At 63.6% G+C, this 13,655-nt stretch carries 18 protein-coding genes and 1 pseudogene; 14 read left to right on the top strand and 5 right to left on the bottom strand.

All coding sequences use genetic code 11. The features are described from left to right. Positions 1 to 38: 38 nt before the first annotated feature. Positions 39 to 584: a putative natural product biosynthesis protein gene (locus PverR02_RS13325; protein ID WP_079443602.1), complete on the bottom strand. Its 546-nt coding sequence runs from the start codon at positions 582 to 584 to the stop codon at positions 39 to 41. Positions 585 to 646: 62 nt separating this feature from the next. Continuing rightward, entirely contained in the window at positions 647 to 1,030 is a 384-nt protein-coding gene (locus tag PverR02_RS13320) for a DUF2946 domain-containing protein (RefSeq protein ID WP_079443601.1), read from the bottom strand. 181 nt (positions 1,031 to 1,211) lie between these two features. Between PverR02_RS13320 and PverR02_RS13315 the strand changes: the two genes are divergently transcribed. Both PverR02_RS13315 and PverR02_RS13310 read left to right on the top strand, forming a co-directional pair. Next, positions 1,212 to 1,817: an SCO family protein gene (locus PverR02_RS13315; protein WP_046383789.1), complete on the top strand. Its 606-nt coding sequence runs from the start codon at positions 1,212 to 1,214 to the stop codon at positions 1,815 to 1,817. Beyond that, the gene (locus PverR02_RS13310) at positions 1,817 to 2,284 is read left to right on the top strand and encodes a copper chaperone PCu(A)C (protein ID WP_046383790.1); all 468 of its coding nucleotides are present in this window, start codon (positions 1,817 to 1,819) and stop codon (positions 2,282 to 2,284) included. Before PverR02_RS13315 ends, PverR02_RS13310 begins: the two co-directional genes overlap by 1 nt. Before the next feature lie 15 nt (positions 2,285 to 2,299). Here PverR02_RS13310 and PverR02_RS13305 read toward each other — a convergent pair whose 3' ends face one another. Together PverR02_RS13305 and PverR02_RS32585 are read right to left on the bottom strand one after the other, a co-directional pair. Next, a complete protein-coding gene (locus PverR02_RS13305) occupies positions 2,300 to 2,629 on the bottom strand; it encodes a DHCW motif cupin fold protein (RefSeq protein WP_046383791.1) in 330 nt (109 codons plus the stop codon). Positions 2,630 to 2,647: 18 nt separating this feature from the next. Further along, a pseudogene (locus PverR02_RS32585) lies at positions 2,648 to 2,887 on the bottom strand (GNAT family N-acetyltransferase); the annotation flags it as partial. A gap of 88 nt (positions 2,888 to 2,975) precedes the next feature. On the opposite strand from PverR02_RS32585, the gene PverR02_RS13295 reads away from it, so the two are divergent. From PverR02_RS13295 to PverR02_RS13275, 5 genes are all read left to right on the top strand, one after another. After that, entirely contained in the window at positions 2,976 to 4,307 is a 1,332-nt protein-coding gene (locus PverR02_RS13295; protein WP_370737531.1) for a flavin-containing monooxygenase, read from the top strand. A gap of 22 nt (positions 4,308 to 4,329) precedes the next feature. Next, positions 4,330 to 4,740 (top strand): RidA family protein, encoded by a 411-nt coding sequence (locus PverR02_RS13290; protein ID WP_046383793.1) that lies wholly within the window; start codon positions 4,330 to 4,332, stop codon positions 4,738 to 4,740. 10 nt (positions 4,741 to 4,750) lie between these two features. Beyond that, on the top strand, positions 4,751 to 5,428 hold the full coding sequence (locus PverR02_RS13285) for a DUF1028 domain-containing protein (protein WP_079443600.1): 678 nt from the start codon (positions 4,751 to 4,753) through the stop codon (positions 5,426 to 5,428). Next, complete coding sequence (gene argE / locus PverR02_RS13280; protein ID WP_079443599.1) at positions 5,425 to 6,567, top strand: acetylornithine deacetylase; 1,143 nt, start codon at positions 5,425 to 5,427, stop codon at positions 6,565 to 6,567. The genes PverR02_RS13285 and argE overlap by 4 nt, the downstream gene beginning before the upstream one ends. Positions 6,568 to 6,700: 133 nt before the next feature. Beyond that, positions 6,701 to 7,093, top strand: a complete 393-nt coding sequence (locus PverR02_RS13275; RefSeq protein ID WP_152032005.1) for a hypothetical protein — start codon at positions 6,701 to 6,703, stop codon at positions 7,091 to 7,093. An 83-nt stretch (positions 7,094 to 7,176) separates the two neighbouring features. Here PverR02_RS13275 and PverR02_RS13270 read toward each other — a convergent pair whose 3' ends face one another. Then, entirely contained in the window at positions 7,177 to 8,088 is a 912-nt protein-coding gene (locus tag PverR02_RS13270) for a LysR substrate-binding domain-containing protein (RefSeq protein ID WP_046383797.1), read from the bottom strand. A 216-nt stretch (positions 8,089 to 8,304) separates the two neighbouring features. Here PverR02_RS13270 and PverR02_RS13265 point away from each other — a divergent pair, with 216 nt between their 5' ends. The 7 genes from PverR02_RS13265 to PverR02_RS13235 all read left to right on the top strand — a co-directional run bounded on the left by PverR02_RS13265 (position 8,305) and on the right by PverR02_RS13235 (position 13,585). Continuing rightward, positions 8,305 to 9,720 carry a purine-cytosine permease family protein gene (locus PverR02_RS13265; RefSeq protein WP_046488423.1) on the top strand — a complete coding sequence of 472 codons (1,416 nt, stop codon included), beginning with the start codon at positions 8,305 to 8,307 and terminating at the stop codon, positions 9,718 to 9,720. A gap of 288 nt (positions 9,721 to 10,008) precedes the next feature. After that, positions 10,009 to 10,302 carry a hypothetical protein gene (locus tag PverR02_RS13260; RefSeq protein WP_046383799.1) on the top strand — a complete coding sequence of 98 codons (294 nt, stop codon included), beginning with the start codon at positions 10,009 to 10,011 and terminating at the stop codon, positions 10,300 to 10,302. 303 nt (positions 10,303 to 10,605) lie between these two features. After that, the gene (locus tag PverR02_RS13255) at positions 10,606 to 11,097 is read left to right on the top strand and encodes a GNAT family N-acetyltransferase (RefSeq protein WP_079443597.1); all 492 of its coding nucleotides are present in this window, start codon (positions 10,606 to 10,608) and stop codon (positions 11,095 to 11,097) included. A 70-nt stretch (positions 11,098 to 11,167) separates the two neighbouring features. Then, complete coding sequence (locus PverR02_RS13250) at positions 11,168 to 11,407, top strand: hypothetical protein (protein ID WP_046383801.1); 240 nt, start codon at positions 11,168 to 11,170, stop codon at positions 11,405 to 11,407. 74 nt (positions 11,408 to 11,481) lie between these two features. Beyond that, positions 11,482 to 11,907, top strand: a complete 426-nt coding sequence (locus PverR02_RS13245) for a GNAT family N-acetyltransferase (protein WP_079443596.1) — start codon at positions 11,482 to 11,484, stop codon at positions 11,905 to 11,907. A 209-nt stretch (positions 11,908 to 12,116) separates the two neighbouring features. Next, positions 12,117 to 12,638 (top strand): sigma-70 family RNA polymerase sigma factor, encoded by a 522-nt coding sequence (locus PverR02_RS13240; RefSeq protein ID WP_046488431.1) that lies wholly within the window; start codon positions 12,117 to 12,119, stop codon positions 12,636 to 12,638. After that, positions 12,635 to 13,585 (top strand): FecR domain-containing protein, encoded by a 951-nt coding sequence (locus PverR02_RS13235; RefSeq protein WP_079443595.1) that lies wholly within the window; start codon positions 12,635 to 12,637, stop codon positions 13,583 to 13,585. Before PverR02_RS13240 ends, PverR02_RS13235 begins: the two co-directional genes overlap by 4 nt. The last annotated feature ends 70 nt before the right edge of the window (positions 13,586 to 13,655 follow it).

Genomic DNA, 13,655 nt, shown 5'->3' with positions numbered 1-13,655 from the left:
GGCGTGCAAGCCTCCACGGGGCGCCGGCGGCGGGCACTTCACGGCACCGGCAACCAAGCGCTGAAACCGCCACGCCGGGTCAGCGGGCACCAGGCGAAGTCCCAGGCGGGAGGCGGCAACGGCGGCTGTTCATCAAGCGCAAACGCGCTGCCCTTCCAATCGAAGACTTCCGAACCCTGCCAGGCCAGGACCACACCCTGGGCCTGGCTGTCATCGGTATCGACCCACCGCGCCGCCGCCGCGGCCATGAACGCGTCGATCGGTTCATCGTCGATCTGCGCGCGGTACGGCGAGACCAGCAGCCAACGGCCGATGTTCAGGTGCCAGGTCCAGTCCTGCGCCAGCTGGTTGTGGTAGGCCCAGGTCATGAAGCTGCGAAACAGGTTCAAGCCCTCGGGCGGGTCGAGCTTGAGCAGCGCCGGGCAGATGTCGAACAAGGTGTGCCAATAGGGCAATAGGCGTGCATCCAGATGCACGAAGCTACGCGAATTGCTCGGGTATTCCGGCCGCGCCGGCTCCGTGTGCAGGCGGCGCGCCGCCTTGCTGACCAGGCGGCTGGCGCCGGCAGGCAATAGAGGCTTCATAAAACGCACTCACAGTCGTGACGATAAAACGCCTCCTGATCACAGGAAGCCCAAGGCACACGTCAGAATGCGGGGGATGCGCGGGGGTTGGCCGAGGGCCAGGAATAACGCGGCGGCGCCTTGTTGCGCCGTTCATGGGCCGGTCGTGGGGTCTGGCCGAGGCCCAGCAGCCAGGCCAGGCCGATCAGGTACACGATGGCCACGCTCGCGGCAGCGCACAGCGGGCAGGCAAAGTAGTTCGAGATATCGCTGGAAGCCGTGCTACCCAACCCTTTGTCGGAAAGTGGCGCCTGGTTGCTGTCCACCGAACAGAACGCGCCACCGACACCATTGAGCTGCTGGCCGAGCATCTGGCCATGGCCCAAACCGCACACGAACAGGTTCAGCAGGACACAGAAGTACAGGGTCCAGGCGATCAGCGAACGGTCCGAGCGGCGCAGTTTCATGGCGGCGACTCTACCATCGAAGCCCCGCAGGGATGAAGCGCGGCGCGCCCCTGTGGCAGAACGTCGCAGATTACGCGCATCGGCCAGGGTTGGTAGACTTGGCGCCCTCCGCGTTTACTCCTTTTCAACGCCTGGCGTATAGATCCAGAGCAAGGCAGGCGCTTCACAGGATGCACAGTTGATGAGTACGTTATTCACCCGCCGCAAGGTCCTGACCGGCATGGGCCTGTTGGGTCTGGGCCTGCTGGCCGGTTGTGACAACAGCCCCAAGTTGAATTTCAAGTACGGCAAGGACTTGAGCGACAAGATCATGGGCCGCACCTTCAAGCTCAAGAATACCCAGGGTGAAACCGTCACCTTGAGTTCGTACCGTGGCCTGATGCCGGTGGTGTTTTTCGGCTTCACCCAGTGCCCGGCCGTGTGCCCGACCACCCTCGCCCGCGCCGCCCAGGCCAAGAAACTGATGGGCCGCGACGGCGAGATCATGCAGGTGATCTTTATCACCCTCGACCCCGAGCGCGACACGCCAGAGATCCTCGACCGCTACGTCAAGGCCTTCGACCCCAGCTTCGAAGCGCTGTATGGCACCCCGGAAGAGATCGCCGTGGCCGCCAAGGAATTCGGGATCTTTTATGAAAAGGTCCCCGCCGGCGACACCTACACCCTGTCCCACACCGCCACCAGTTTCGTGTTCGACACCCGCGGCAACCTGCGCCTGGGCCTGTCGGCATCCCTTAACGCTAAAGAGTGTGCAGAAGACCTGCTCACCGTCATGGAGGTCTGCTAATGACTGCCGTTCAACACCTCAAGCGCACCCTGATCGGCCTGTCCCTGCTGGGCCTCGCCGCGCACGCCAGCGCCCAGGTCCAGGTCAGCGACGCGTGGGTGCGCGCCACGGTGCCGGGCCAGCCATCCAGTGGCGCGTTCATGACCGTGACGGCCGACAGCGACAGCAAACTGCTGCGCGTCGCCTCGCCGGTGGCCAAGGACGTGCAGATCCATGAAATGAGCATGAAGGACGATGTGATGCGAATGGGCCCGGTGGACTCGATCACCCTGCCCGCAGGCACCCCGGTCAAGCTCGACCCGGACGGTTATCACGTGATGCTGATGGGCCTGACCGGGCAGATCAAGGAAGGCGACCAGGTGCCGCTGACCTTGACCGTGGAAAACGCCAAGGGCGAGCGGCAGACCGTCGAGGTCAAGGCCGCTGCCCGCGGGTTGGATGGCATGGCCCCTGGCAAGATGCATTGATGGGCTGGCGCCGGTTCAATCCACGATGAACAGCTTGGCGCCAACCCGCGTCGAGGAGCGATGCCCTTCCATGTTGTTTCCCACCTGATAACTCATCCCGGCCGTCAGCGTGAATTGACGGCCATCTTCCAGTTCCGTGTGCAGCTCGCCTTCGAGGCACAGCAGCACATGCCCACGCCAGCACCAGTGATCGGCCAGGTAGCCGGGGGTGTATTCGACCATGCGTACACGGGTGGTGCCGAAGTGGCCAGTGCGCCACCAGGCACTGCCGGTGATGCCTGGATGAAGCTCGGGTTCGAGGGTGGACCAGTCGGTGATGCCAAACGGGACAGCAGTGAGTTCCATGGTGGGCTCGGTCGTCAGTTAACGTGAACCGACCCTAACCACCTGGAGTGCTGCGCGACAGACACAGATCGCCGGCTTTTTTGGGATACACGCCCACTGCAACCCCGACGGCGAGTGGTGAATCGCCTCATCGTGCCCCACCTACCCGCACCGCCGGTAACGGGTGGCCGCATTCAACCTCGCATCCAGCACCAACTCCTCGATCCTGAGCGTCCTCGCCAGCGCTTCGAGGTGATCCAGCATCGCCTTGCCATCGCCTGCCGAGGCCCTTTGCATCCGATATTTATGCTCACTTCCCAGCTTAATAATATTTTATTAAAAACCGCCCGCCCCCTACCTTGAAGTCATGCCCAAGCTGAATCCAACTGCATTACGCAAGGACAGACACATGACGCAAGCAATCACCCAAACAGACACCCTGGTGGTAGGCGCCGGCCAGGCCGGCGTGGCCATGAGCGAGCATTTGAGCAAGCACGGCGTGCCGCACCTGGTGCTGGAACGCAGCCGGATCGCCGAGCGCTGGCGCAGCGGCCGCTGGGATTCGTTGGTGGCCAACGGGCCGGCCTGGCACGACCGCTTTCCCGGCCTCGCCTTCGAGGGGCTCGCCCCGGATGCCTTCGCGCCGAAAGAGCGCGTGGCGGATTACTTCGAAGCCTATGCACGCCAGTTCAATGCGCCGATCCGCACCGGCGTGGAAGTCACCTCGGTGCTGCGCAATGTCGGCCGCCCCGGTTTTACCGTACACACCAGCGACGGCGTGATCGAAGCCAACCGCGTGGTGGCGGCGACCGGGCCGTTCCAGACGCCGGTGATCCCGGCGATCGCGCCGACAGACACGGCACTGCATCAGATCCATTCCGCCGACTATCGCAACCCCGGCCAACTGCCCCAAGGCGCGGTGCTGGTGGTGGGCGCCGGCTCGTCGGGGGTGCAGATCGCCGATGAACTGCAGCGCAGCGGCCGTCAGGTGTACCTGTCGGTCGGCGCCCACGACCGCCCGCCGCGCGCCTATCGCCAGCGTGATTTCTGCTGGTGGCTCGGTGTACTGGGCGAATGGGACCAGGCCGCGATCAAGCCCGGCCGCGAACACGTGACCATTGCCGTGAGCGGCGCCCACGGCGGCAAGACCATCGACTTCCGTGAGTTGGCCCTGCGCGGCATGACCCTGGTCGGGCCCACCGAGTCTTTCCATGGCGGCGTGGCCACCTTCCAACCCACCCTGCTGGAGAACCTCGCACGCGGCGACGAAAACTACCTGGCCCTGCTGGACGCGGCGGATGCGTATATCGAACGCAACGGCCTCGACCTGCCCGTGGAGCCCGAAGCCCGGCGCGTCTTCGCCGATGCCGAGTGCGTGAAACAGCCGATCCTGCAACTGGACCTGGCCCGCGCCGGCATCACCTCGATCATCTGGGCCACCGGCTTTGCCGTGGATTACCGCTGGCTGAAGGTCGATGCGTTCGACGCCGCCGGCAAGCCGCAGCACCAGCGCGGCGTGTCCAGCGAAGCCGGCATCTACTTCCTCGGCTTGCCCTGGCAGTCGCGCCGTGGCTCGTCGTTTATCTGGGGCGTGTGGCATGACGCCAAATACCTCGCCGACCATATCGCCACCCAGCGTCAGTACCTCGAATATCGCGTCGCGGCCCCGCTCGTGCGCCCGTCCCCTGTCAGCGCCTGATCATCTTTCCCGGAGTTTTTTGATGCCTACCCACACGCGCATCCGCATGTTCAACACTAAACAAACCTACCCCAACCAGAGCCTGGACAACGACCTGTGCCAGGCCGTGCGCGCCGGCAACACCGTGTATGTGCGCGGCCAGGTCGGCAGCGATTTCGACGGCAACCTGGTGGGCCTCGGCGACCCGCGTGCCCAGGCCGAGCAGGCCATGCGCAACGTCAAGCAACTGCTGGAAGAAGCCGGCAGCGACCTCAGCCATATCGTCAAGACCACCACCTACCTGATCGACCCGCGCTACCGCGAGCCGGTGTACCAGGAAGTCGGCAAATGGCTCAAGGGCGTGTTCCCGATTTCCACCGGGCTGGTGGTATCGGCCCTGGGCCAGCCGCAGTGGCTGATGGAAATCGATGTGATCGCCGTGATTCCCGAGTAAGGAGCCGTACATGACCTTTTCAATCGTCGGCCGCTGCGCCGACACCGGCCAACTGGGTATCGCCATCAGCTCTTCGAGCATAGCCGTCGGCGCACGCTGCCCCTGGCTGCGGCCGGGTGTCGGTGCGGTCGCGACCCAGAACATCACGCTGCCGGCCCTCGGCCCGGACGTGCTCGACCTGCTGGAACAAGGCCTGGCCCCCGCCGCCGCAATCGACCAGGCGCTGACCCGCAACGGCTACAGCCAATACCGCCAACTGACCGCGATCGATCACCTGGGCCGCAGCGTGCATTTCAGCGGCAGCCAAACCCTCGGCAAGCACCACGCGGTGTCGGGCGAACAGTGCGTCGCGGCCGGCAATATGCTCGCCGACCGCGCAGTGATCGAGGCGATGGTCCAGGCCTTCGAGCAAGGCGAAGGCCAACTGGCCGAGCGACTCTTGGCCGCGATGCATGCCGCCATCGCCGCCGGTGGCGAAGCCGGCCCGGTGCATTCGGCCGCGTTGCAGGTGGTGGGCGAACTGACCTGGCCGATCATCGACCTGCGGGTGGATTGGGCCGACGCCAACCCGATCGGTCAACTGCACACGCTGTGGGATGCCTATCGCCCACAAGTGCAGGCCTACATCGACCGCGCCCTGGCCCCCGACCACGCGCCCGGCTATGGCGTCGCCGGGGACGAGCGATGAGCCGCAGCCGCGCATTGCTGCAGACGCTGGTGGGGTTCGATACCACCAGCCGCGAGTCCAACCTGCAGTTGATCGCCTTTGTGCGCGATTACCTGGCGAGTCACGGCGTGGCCAGCGAACTGATCTACAACGAGGCCCGCACCAAGGCCAACCTGTTTGCCAGCGTCGGCCCGGTGGAGGTGCCCGGGATTGTGCTGTCCGGGCATACCGATGTCGTGCCGGTGGATGGGCAACCGTGGAGCGTGCCGCCGTTTGAACTGACCGAACGCGACGGCCGGCTGTTCGGCCGGGGCACTGCGGACATGAAGGGCTACATCGCCTGTGTGCTGGCCCTGGTGCCGGCGCTGGTCGCGGCGACGTTGCGCCGGCCGGTGCATATCGCCCTCTCCTACGACGAAGAAGTCGGTTGCCTGGGCGTGCGCTCGTTGCTCAGCGTGCTGGCGCAGCGGCCGGTGAAGCCGATGCTGTGCATCATCGGTGAACCGACCGAACTCAAACCGGTGCTCGGCCATAAAGGCAAGCTGGCGATGCGCTGCGATGTGCATGGCGCGGCCTGTCATTCGGCGTATGCGCCCCATGGCGTGAATGCGATCGAGCATGCCGCCGAATTGATCGGCGAACTGGGACGCATCGGCCAACGGCTGCGCGATAAGCAGGATGCGCGCTTTGATCCGCCGTTCAGTACGGTGCAAACCGGGGTGATTGGCGGGGGCAAGGCGTTGAACATCGTGCCCGCCGACTGCCGGTTTGATTTTGAGGTCCGCGCACTGCCGGGTCAGGCCCCGCAAGCGGTGGCGGATGAATTGCGCGCCTACGCCGAGCAGCAGGTATTGCCGCGCATGCAGGCGGTGAGCGCGCAGAGTGCGATTCGCTTTACCGAGCTGTCGGCGTATCCGGGGCTGATGACCGATCAGCAGAGCGAGGCGGCCGAGTTGATCGCGGCATTTTGTGGCTCGCGGGCGTTTGGCACGGTAGCGTTCGGCACCGAGGGCGGGTTGTTCGACGCGGTGGGCATTCCCACGGTGGTGTGCGGGCCCGGCAGCATGGACCAGGGGCATAAGCCGGACGAGTTTGTGAGTGTGGCGCAGTTGGCACAGTGCGATCAGATGTTGCACAGCATGCTGAACGCGCTGCGTTGACGGCCCTCGGCTGTGCCGGCGACATACCCTGCATCAATCGCTACCCGCAGCTGATGGAACCGTACTTGAAGGCGGCCCACATAGGAAAACGGCTAATAGCCGTTTTCACTTCAACAGCCTTTGAGTATTGACCATGATAGGAATTCCACCGCACTCGCCGTTGAACAACCCGCTCAACGCTGCGCCGCCTGAAGAGTTGCGTCAGCGCCCCGAAGCGGGTGTACCTGACAGGGAAAGCATACGCATGGGCGTAAGAGAAGAGGATGCATACCGCACGCTGGATGTCTTTTTTGACGTGGCAGAAGCTAACGGCATCAAGGATCTGAACCCGAGCCACGGCAAGCCCTACCTCGATAACAACTTGAACCCGCCGGGCAACGTGGTGCCGCTGTCCGTCCACTTCCGCCCGGACCGTCCGGATGACACTTACAGCCCAGGGCACTTGAAGGCGGTCAACAACTTCGGCACACAACTCGACGCACGGTTGAAGCAACTGAACATCCGGAATGTCGGGCCCGAGGAGTAATCCCAGCGCCGATCAGAGTTGACGCCTGCGTGACCCAGGACAGCCGGGCCGATGCGTTGTTGGCCCAGGCTTGAGCGCGCCGATCAGGCGAGCAAACGCGCCAGTTCCTCGCGGCAGTAATCGACGAACAACTGCACCGGCTTGGTCAACGGTGCGCGGCGCAACCACACGGCCGACAAGCCCGAGCCGGTGACGGTTTCCGCCAGCGGCAGGCACACGACTTTCTGGCCGTCATAGGTGTACTCGGTAAACGGCCTGGTCACCAGAATCGAAAAGCCAAACCCGCGCCCCACCATGCCCCGCACCATCTCGATCGACGGCGAGCTGAACACGATGTTCGGCGTCAAGCCGCGCTCTTCAAAGATGCTCACGAAGTACGTGCGGCTCGGCAGTACATCCAGCAGGATCATCGGCTCCAGCACCAGGTCCGCCAGCGACACCTTGGCCTGCTGCGCAAAGCGGTGATCGGCCGGCAACAGCGCATACGGCTGCTGCGGCGGCATCAACGGCGTGGTCTCGATGGTCGCGCCCAGGTCATGCTCGAACAGCATCGCCACGTCGATACTGCCGGCCGTCAGCGCCTGCACCAACTCCTGCTGCTCGCCATCGCGCATGCGGATTTCCACCCCCGGCCAGCGCGCCTTGAAACCGGCGATCAAACGCGGCAGGTACAGCGGCGCGACGGTTTCAAAGCAGCCGATATCGATCTGCCCCGCCACCACGTCATTGTCGGCCAGGGCATTCTGCTCGAACTCGTGGGCCACCCGCAGCAGCTCCAGCGCCTTGCGATAAAAGCGCGCGCCGCTGGGGGTGAGCGACACGCCCTGGGCGTGATGGCGGATAAACAACTGCACGCCAAAGCTGTCTTCCAGTTGCTTGATCGCGGTGGACACCGACGGTTGCGCGATATACAGCTTGCGCGACGCCTCGGCGACGCTGCCGCACTCGGCCGTGGTGACGAAATATCTGAGCTGGCGCAGGTTATAGGCAGCCATCGGGCCCTCCGCAAATGTGGGACTTCGCCCCAGGACACAAGCGGGCAACATACCGGAGCGCGTGGCCACGCGAGATACTTTTTTTAAGGTCTATAGCAACAAACTTACTAATTTACCTCCCCGCCCCCATTGCAGATGATCGCTCCAACAACAAAGCGCCGCTGAGCGGCGTACAGCGAAGTACGTCAACGTACTCACCTTGCCTTGGAGCTCGTCATGGTTACCACTGCAACATCCAGCGCCCCGCTTATCGAAAAACACACGATTGGATACGTGCCCCCGGAAGATCGCCACGGAAAGGTAAGAGACCTGTTCACCCTGTGGTTCGGCGGCAACATCGCGCCGTTGCCGATCGTCACGGGTGCGCTGGGCGTGCAACTGTTCCATCTCAATCTGATCTGGGGCATCGTCGCCATCCTCGTCGGCCACCTGGTCGGCGGCGTGCTGATGGCATTGCACTCGGCCCAGGGCCCGCAGATGGGCATCCCGCAAATGATCCAGAGCCGCGCACAATTCGGCTCCCTCGGCGCGTTGCTGGTGGTGGTGATCGCCGGGGTGATGTACATCGGCTTCTTCGCCTCCAACATCGTGCTGGCCGGTAAATCCCTGCACGGTGTGGTCGACAGCGTGCCCGTGCCGGTGGGCATCGTGATCGGCGCCATCGGTTCCGGGATCATCGGCATCATCGGCTACCGTTTCATCCACGTACTCAACCGCATCGGCACCTGGGTGCTGGGCGCGGGGATCGTGCTGGGTTTCGGCTACATCTTCAGCCATATACAGACCAGCGACTTTCTGACCCGCGGCAGCTTCAACCTCTCCGGCTGGCTGGCCACCGTGTCCCTGGCGGCGCTGTGGCAGATCGCATTCGCGCCCTACGTCTCCGACTATTCGCGCTACCTGCCGGCCGACGTACCCGTCGCGTCGACCTTCTGGACCACCTACCTGGGCTCGGCGCTGGGTTCGAGCCTGTCGTTCATCTTCGGCGCCGTCGCGGTGCTCGCCACCCCGGTGGGCATGGACACCATGGACGCGGTCAAACTCGCCACCGGCGCCATCGGCCCATTGATGCTGGTGCTGTTCTTGCTCAGCGTGATCAGCCACAACGCCCTCAACCTGTACGGCGCGGTGCTGTCGATCATCACCCTGGTGCAGACCTTCGCCTACCGCTGGATCCCCACCGCGAAAAGCCGCGCCGTGATCTCGATCATCGTACTCGCGGCCTGTTCGGTGGCCGCGGTATTTGCCTCGAAAGACTTTATCGGCCACTTCGTCGACATGGTCCTGGTGCTGCTGGTGGTACTGGTGCCGTGGACGGCGATCAACCTGATCGACTTCTATGCGATCCATAAAGGCAAGTACGACATTGCATCGATCTTCCGCGTGGACGGCGGGATCTACGGGCGCTACAACCCCCAGGCGCTGCTGGCCTATGCGGTGGGGATCGCGGTGCAGATTCCGTTCATGAACACACCGCTGTACGTGGGGCCGATTTCGCAGCACATCAACGGCGCGGATTTGTCGTGGGTGGTGGGGTTGGTGGTGACGTCGCCGTTGTATTTCTGGTTGGCGAGTCGGGACAGTGCGTATAAGCGGCGGATGGCGGAAGGGACGCTGGTGGGTGGAGTTTGAAACAGCCTGTCGGTTGCGCCTCGATTAACCGCACCTTATAGTTCGCCCCGTCGCTGGCATTGGTCGGCGACAGGGTTTCGCAGCCCTACACAATAGAATCAACCTGCACAGTCATCAGACCCTCAGGCGGCGTCCGTCTGCGCCTCGTTTATGGCGGCTGTGCGTGGGAGACCTTCGGGTCTGCCGGGGGTGATTCTTCCTGGTCTGCGAACCCGCGCACAGTTGCCACCCAATCTGTTTCGCAGCAGCAAGGTGGTGATTCTTTTTAGCCAAATAGAATCGAACCTCATGACCAATCAAAATCCGCCCCGCCGCTTCACCCCGATGTCCCAAACCGCAACCGACTACCCGGTCCTGCTGATCGACAGCGACGCCCCGCTCAGCGAGTTGCACGCCTGCGCCAGCGAGCGCCTCAATGCCGCGCTCGCCTACCTGCACCTGATGGCCTGTTCCAAAGTGTCCGACTACGCCGAGCACGACATCAATACCGTCGCCAATACCGCCCGGATCATGGTCCAGGACGTGGCGGATGTGTTTACGGTGATGGAGCGGCGTGGGTTTGATTCGCCTGCGGTGAGTTGAGGTGATGTAAGTGCTGAGGAAACCCGCTTTGGCGGGTTTTCTGGTTTCTGGTGAACTGGAAGTTGGCGAGTGAAGTGGATTTGATGGTGTTTGTGCCGCCGCCATCGCAGCCTCGCTGGGGCTCGACAGCTCCCACAGTTGACCGAGTCCGGCCTCCAGAAGTGGCTCGGTCATCAAGCCCCGTCACTTGGCCCCGTTAAACCACGCTGGCCGAACATCCTCGTCGACCCAGAGGCCACAATGGCGGCGCTATTGACACCCCGCTATCATGTGGCCTTTCACTTACCCCCCCGAGGAAACCGCATGCCCGCCCTCTCCTTTCGCAACGCCCTCCCCAGCGACGCCGCCCATTGCTTCGATATCGAAACCACTGCCTACGAAGGCGACGAAGCCGCGACCCTGGAAAAGATCGCCACGCGCATTGCCCAATACCCGCAAGGCTTTTTGATCCTGGAGGCAGATGGCGAGGTGCTGGGCTTCATCAACAGCGGCTGCGCCCACAAGGTGGTGATGTCGGATGAGGCGTTCAAGGAGTTGGTCGGCCATGCGGCCGAGGCGCCGAATGTGGTGATCATGTCGGTGGTGGTCGCCCCGGCGCACCAGGGCAAGGGCTATTCCACCGCGTTGATGCGCGAGTTTGTGCAGCGCATGCGCGCGCTGGGCAAGCAGACGATTCACTTGATGTGCAAGGACCGCCATGTGGCGTTGTACACGCGCCTGGGCTACCGCTATGTGCAGCCGTCGGCGTCGGATCATGGCGGGATGGCGTGGCATGAGATGGTGATGGCCTTTTAATAGCCACCCTGGGAGCTTATCCCTGTTGCAGCGTCCAACAAGGCACCACGAATTGACTCGGACTGCTTTGATGTCCAGGGCACGTATCAGCCGCTTGTTGACCTCCTCTTTGATCGCAGCCCCGTTGATGGCCATGGTGCCGGTTGCATTCGGTGCCACTGCGCAGGACATCGAGCACCTCCGAAACTTATCCGTCGACCAGTTCCGCCGGGAGGCCAAGCAACGCGCCGAGGAGCAGGCGCGCCAGGAAGCCAGGGAAAAGCAGTTGCAGGAAGAGGAGGTACGCGCTTTATTGGTCGAAAAACCCTGATCACGCCCACACTCAATCGTATAAAGAACTGTCTAGACGCTTGTCGGACAACGGGCCACAAGGAATCCAGCGCGATGCAGCCTCCTCTCATTGAAATCAGCGACCAGCCCAACCCCGACGCCGAACGCATCCTCGGCAACGGCCTGGCGGCGTTCAACGAACAAGCCACCGGCTACCATGACCGGCGCCCGCTGAGCGTGCTGGTCAAAGACCCGCACACCCAGCAGGTGCTCGGCGGCATCACCGGCCGGAACGCATTCGGCATGGCCTTCCTCGACCTCTTCCACTTGCCCGAGACCCTGCGCGGTTCCGGCATCGGTAGCCGATTGCTGCGCGCCTTCGAAGACGAAGCCCGACGCCGCGGTTGTCGCAATGCCGTGCTCTACACCATCAGCTTCCAGGCGCCGGGGTTCTATGAGAAAAACGGCTGGGTACGGTTTGGCGAAATCGCCTGTGAACCCGAGGGCAACAGCCGGGTGTTTCTGTCGAAACAGCTGTGAGATTCAGGCGTTCACTCGTTGGAGATCAACGTGCCGGTACCGACGAGTGAATAGATGATGGCCTGGGTATCCAGGTTCTTGATGCTCGAGCTGATTTCTTCAATCCATCGATACAGCCTCCCAAAAGCAAACCAATATCATTTGCGCACAACCCGACGCTTTGGTTTAATCGCGACCAATTCTTATTTACGCCAAAGCCTTTGCGCTGGATGGATAGTGTGTCGACCTCCTTCACCCACCTCTATGGCACCCACCACAGCTGGCTGCTCGGCCTGCTGCGGCGGCGCCTGAACGACCGCTGGGATGCCGCCGACCTGGCCCACGACACGTTTATCCGCATCCTCGGCCGCCCGTTGGCCGAAACCGATCACGTCGGCCAACGCTCCTACCTGGCCACCATCGCCCGTGGCTTGTGCATCGACCACTGGCGCCGCCGCCAACTGGAACGCGCCTGGCTGCAAACCCTGGCCGAGCGCCCGGAAGCGCGGCAGCCGTCGCCGGAGCAGCGGGCGATCATCGTCGAAACCCTCTACGAAGTGGACACGATGCTCGCGCGCCTGCCGAAGAAGGTCAGCGAGGCCTTTTTACTCGCGCACTTGCACGGCCTGCCCTACAAGCAGATCGCCGTACAGCTCGGCGTGTGCGAGCGCATGGTCAAGAAGTACATGGCCCAGGCCCTGCTGCACTGCGCGATTCTGGAAGCCGAACTCGACGGGATGCTGGTGCAATGAGCCGCCCCGGCCAGCTCAGCCACGCCAGCCTGGAGCAGGCTGCGCACTGGTACGTGCGCCTGCAGGCCCCAGGCGGTGCGCTCGAACAGTTGCGCTGGCAAACCTGGGTTGCGCAAAGCCCCGAGCACCTGGCGGCCTGGCAGTACGTGCAGCGCGTCAGCCAGCGTTTTGCGCCGTTGCTGGAGCAACCCCATGGCGCCAGCCGGGCCTTGCGCAGCTCGCGGCGCCAGACGCTCAAGACCCTGCTGGTGCTGGGTGTCGGCTCGACACTGGCCTGGGGCACCTGGCGCCACAGCCCCCTGCCCCGCCTGGCAGGCGGCTGGAGTGCCGACTATGCGACCGCCAACGGCGAGACCCGCGACGCGCTGCTGACCGATGGCAGCCATGTGTGGTTGAACGCACTGAGCGCGCTGGATGTGCGCTTCGATGCCGCGCAACGCTTGCTGCGCCTGCGCTTTGGCGAAGTGTTGATCGACACCGCCAAGGACCCCAACCGTCCGTTCCTGGTGGACACCGAACAAGGCCGGCTGCAGGCGCTGGGCACGCGCTTCAGCGTGGTGCAAGGTGATGAACATACCCAGCTCACGGTGTTCGAGGGCCGGGTGCGGGTCAGTACGCTCAACCCGCACCCACGGATTGTCGACACCGGCCAACAGCTGACGTTTACCCGCAACCACTTCAACACCGCCAGCGTCGCCTCCCCGGCCCGTGAAGCCTGGAGCCGTGGCGTGCTGCTGGCGGACAACCTGCCGCTCGGCGAGTTGATCGCCGAACTCAACCGCTATAGCCCCGGCCACCTGGGCTGCGACCCGGCCGTGGCGCAGTTGCCGGTGATGGGTTCGTTCCCGCTCAAGGACAGCGACCAGGCCCTGCACCTGCTGCAAGCCGCGCTGCCGATTCGGGTCGAGCGGCCGATGCCGTGGTGGGTCAGCGTGGGGCCGCAGTAAAAAACTTCACCCGCCAGTTCCCTTTTTCGACACTCGTTCGGTTAACCCTGCAGACGCTTTCAACTCGCCG

The sequence above is a fragment of the Pseudomonas veronii genome, from assembly GCF_002028325.1.
Lineage (GTDB): Bacteria > Pseudomonadota > Gammaproteobacteria > Pseudomonadales > Pseudomonadaceae > Aquipseudomonas > Aquipseudomonas veronii.
Note: the sequence above shows the minus strand (reverse complement) of the source record. Positions and strands in the feature narration are given on the sequence as shown.

What these genes read in the sequence shown, in the direction of transcription:
- PverR02_RS13235 (WP_079443595.1), top strand. Translation starts at nt 12,635, where the DNA reads ATGAGCCGCCCCGGCCAGCTCAGCCACGCCAGCCTGGAGCAGGCTGCG.
- PverR02_RS13315 (WP_046383789.1), top strand. Translation starts at nt 1,212, where the DNA reads ATGAGTACGTTATTCACCCGCCGCAAGGTCCTGACCGGCATGGGCCTG.
- PverR02_RS13325 (WP_079443602.1), bottom strand. Translation starts at nt 584, where the DNA reads ATGAAGCCTCTATTGCCTGCCGGCGCCAGCCGCCTGGTCAGCAAGGCG.
- PverR02_RS13320 (WP_079443601.1), bottom strand. Translation starts at nt 1,030, where the DNA reads ATGAAACTGCGCCGCTCGGACCGTTCGCTGATCGCCTGGACCCTGTAC.
- PverR02_RS13250 (WP_046383801.1), top strand. Translation starts at nt 11,168, where the DNA reads ATGTCCAGGGCACGTATCAGCCGCTTGTTGACCTCCTCTTTGATCGCA.
- PverR02_RS13260 (WP_046383799.1), top strand. Translation starts at nt 10,009, where the DNA reads ATGACCAATCAAAATCCGCCCCGCCGCTTCACCCCGATGTCCCAAACC.
- PverR02_RS13295 (WP_370737531.1), top strand. Translation starts at nt 2,976, where the DNA reads ATGCCCAAGCTGAATCCAACTGCATTACGCAAGGACAGACACATGACG.
- argE (WP_079443599.1), top strand. Translation starts at nt 5,425, where the DNA reads ATGAGCCGCAGCCGCGCATTGCTGCAGACGCTGGTGGGGTTCGATACC.
- PverR02_RS13270 (WP_046383797.1), bottom strand. Translation starts at nt 8,088, where the DNA reads ATGGCTGCCTATAACCTGCGCCAGCTCAGATATTTCGTCACCACGGCC.
- PverR02_RS13275 (WP_152032005.1), top strand. Translation starts at nt 6,701, where the DNA reads ATGATAGGAATTCCACCGCACTCGCCGTTGAACAACCCGCTCAACGCT.
- PverR02_RS13245 (WP_079443596.1), top strand. Translation starts at nt 11,482, where the DNA reads ATGCAGCCTCCTCTCATTGAAATCAGCGACCAGCCCAACCCCGACGCC.
- PverR02_RS13285 (WP_079443600.1), top strand. Translation starts at nt 4,751, where the DNA reads ATGACCTTTTCAATCGTCGGCCGCTGCGCCGACACCGGCCAACTGGGT.
- PverR02_RS13305 (WP_046383791.1), bottom strand. Translation starts at nt 2,629, where the DNA reads ATGGAACTCACTGCTGTCCCGTTTGGCATCACCGACTGGTCCACCCTC.
- PverR02_RS13310 (WP_046383790.1), top strand. Translation starts at nt 1,817, where the DNA reads ATGACTGCCGTTCAACACCTCAAGCGCACCCTGATCGGCCTGTCCCTG.
- PverR02_RS13290 (WP_046383793.1), top strand. Translation starts at nt 4,330, where the DNA reads ATGCCTACCCACACGCGCATCCGCATGTTCAACACTAAACAAACCTAC.
- PverR02_RS13240 (WP_046488431.1), top strand. Translation starts at nt 12,117, where the DNA reads ATGGATAGTGTGTCGACCTCCTTCACCCACCTCTATGGCACCCACCAC.
- PverR02_RS13255 (WP_079443597.1), top strand. Translation starts at nt 10,606, where the DNA reads ATGCCCGCCCTCTCCTTTCGCAACGCCCTCCCCAGCGACGCCGCCCAT.
- PverR02_RS13265 (WP_046488423.1), top strand. Translation starts at nt 8,305, where the DNA reads ATGGTTACCACTGCAACATCCAGCGCCCCGCTTATCGAAAAACACACG.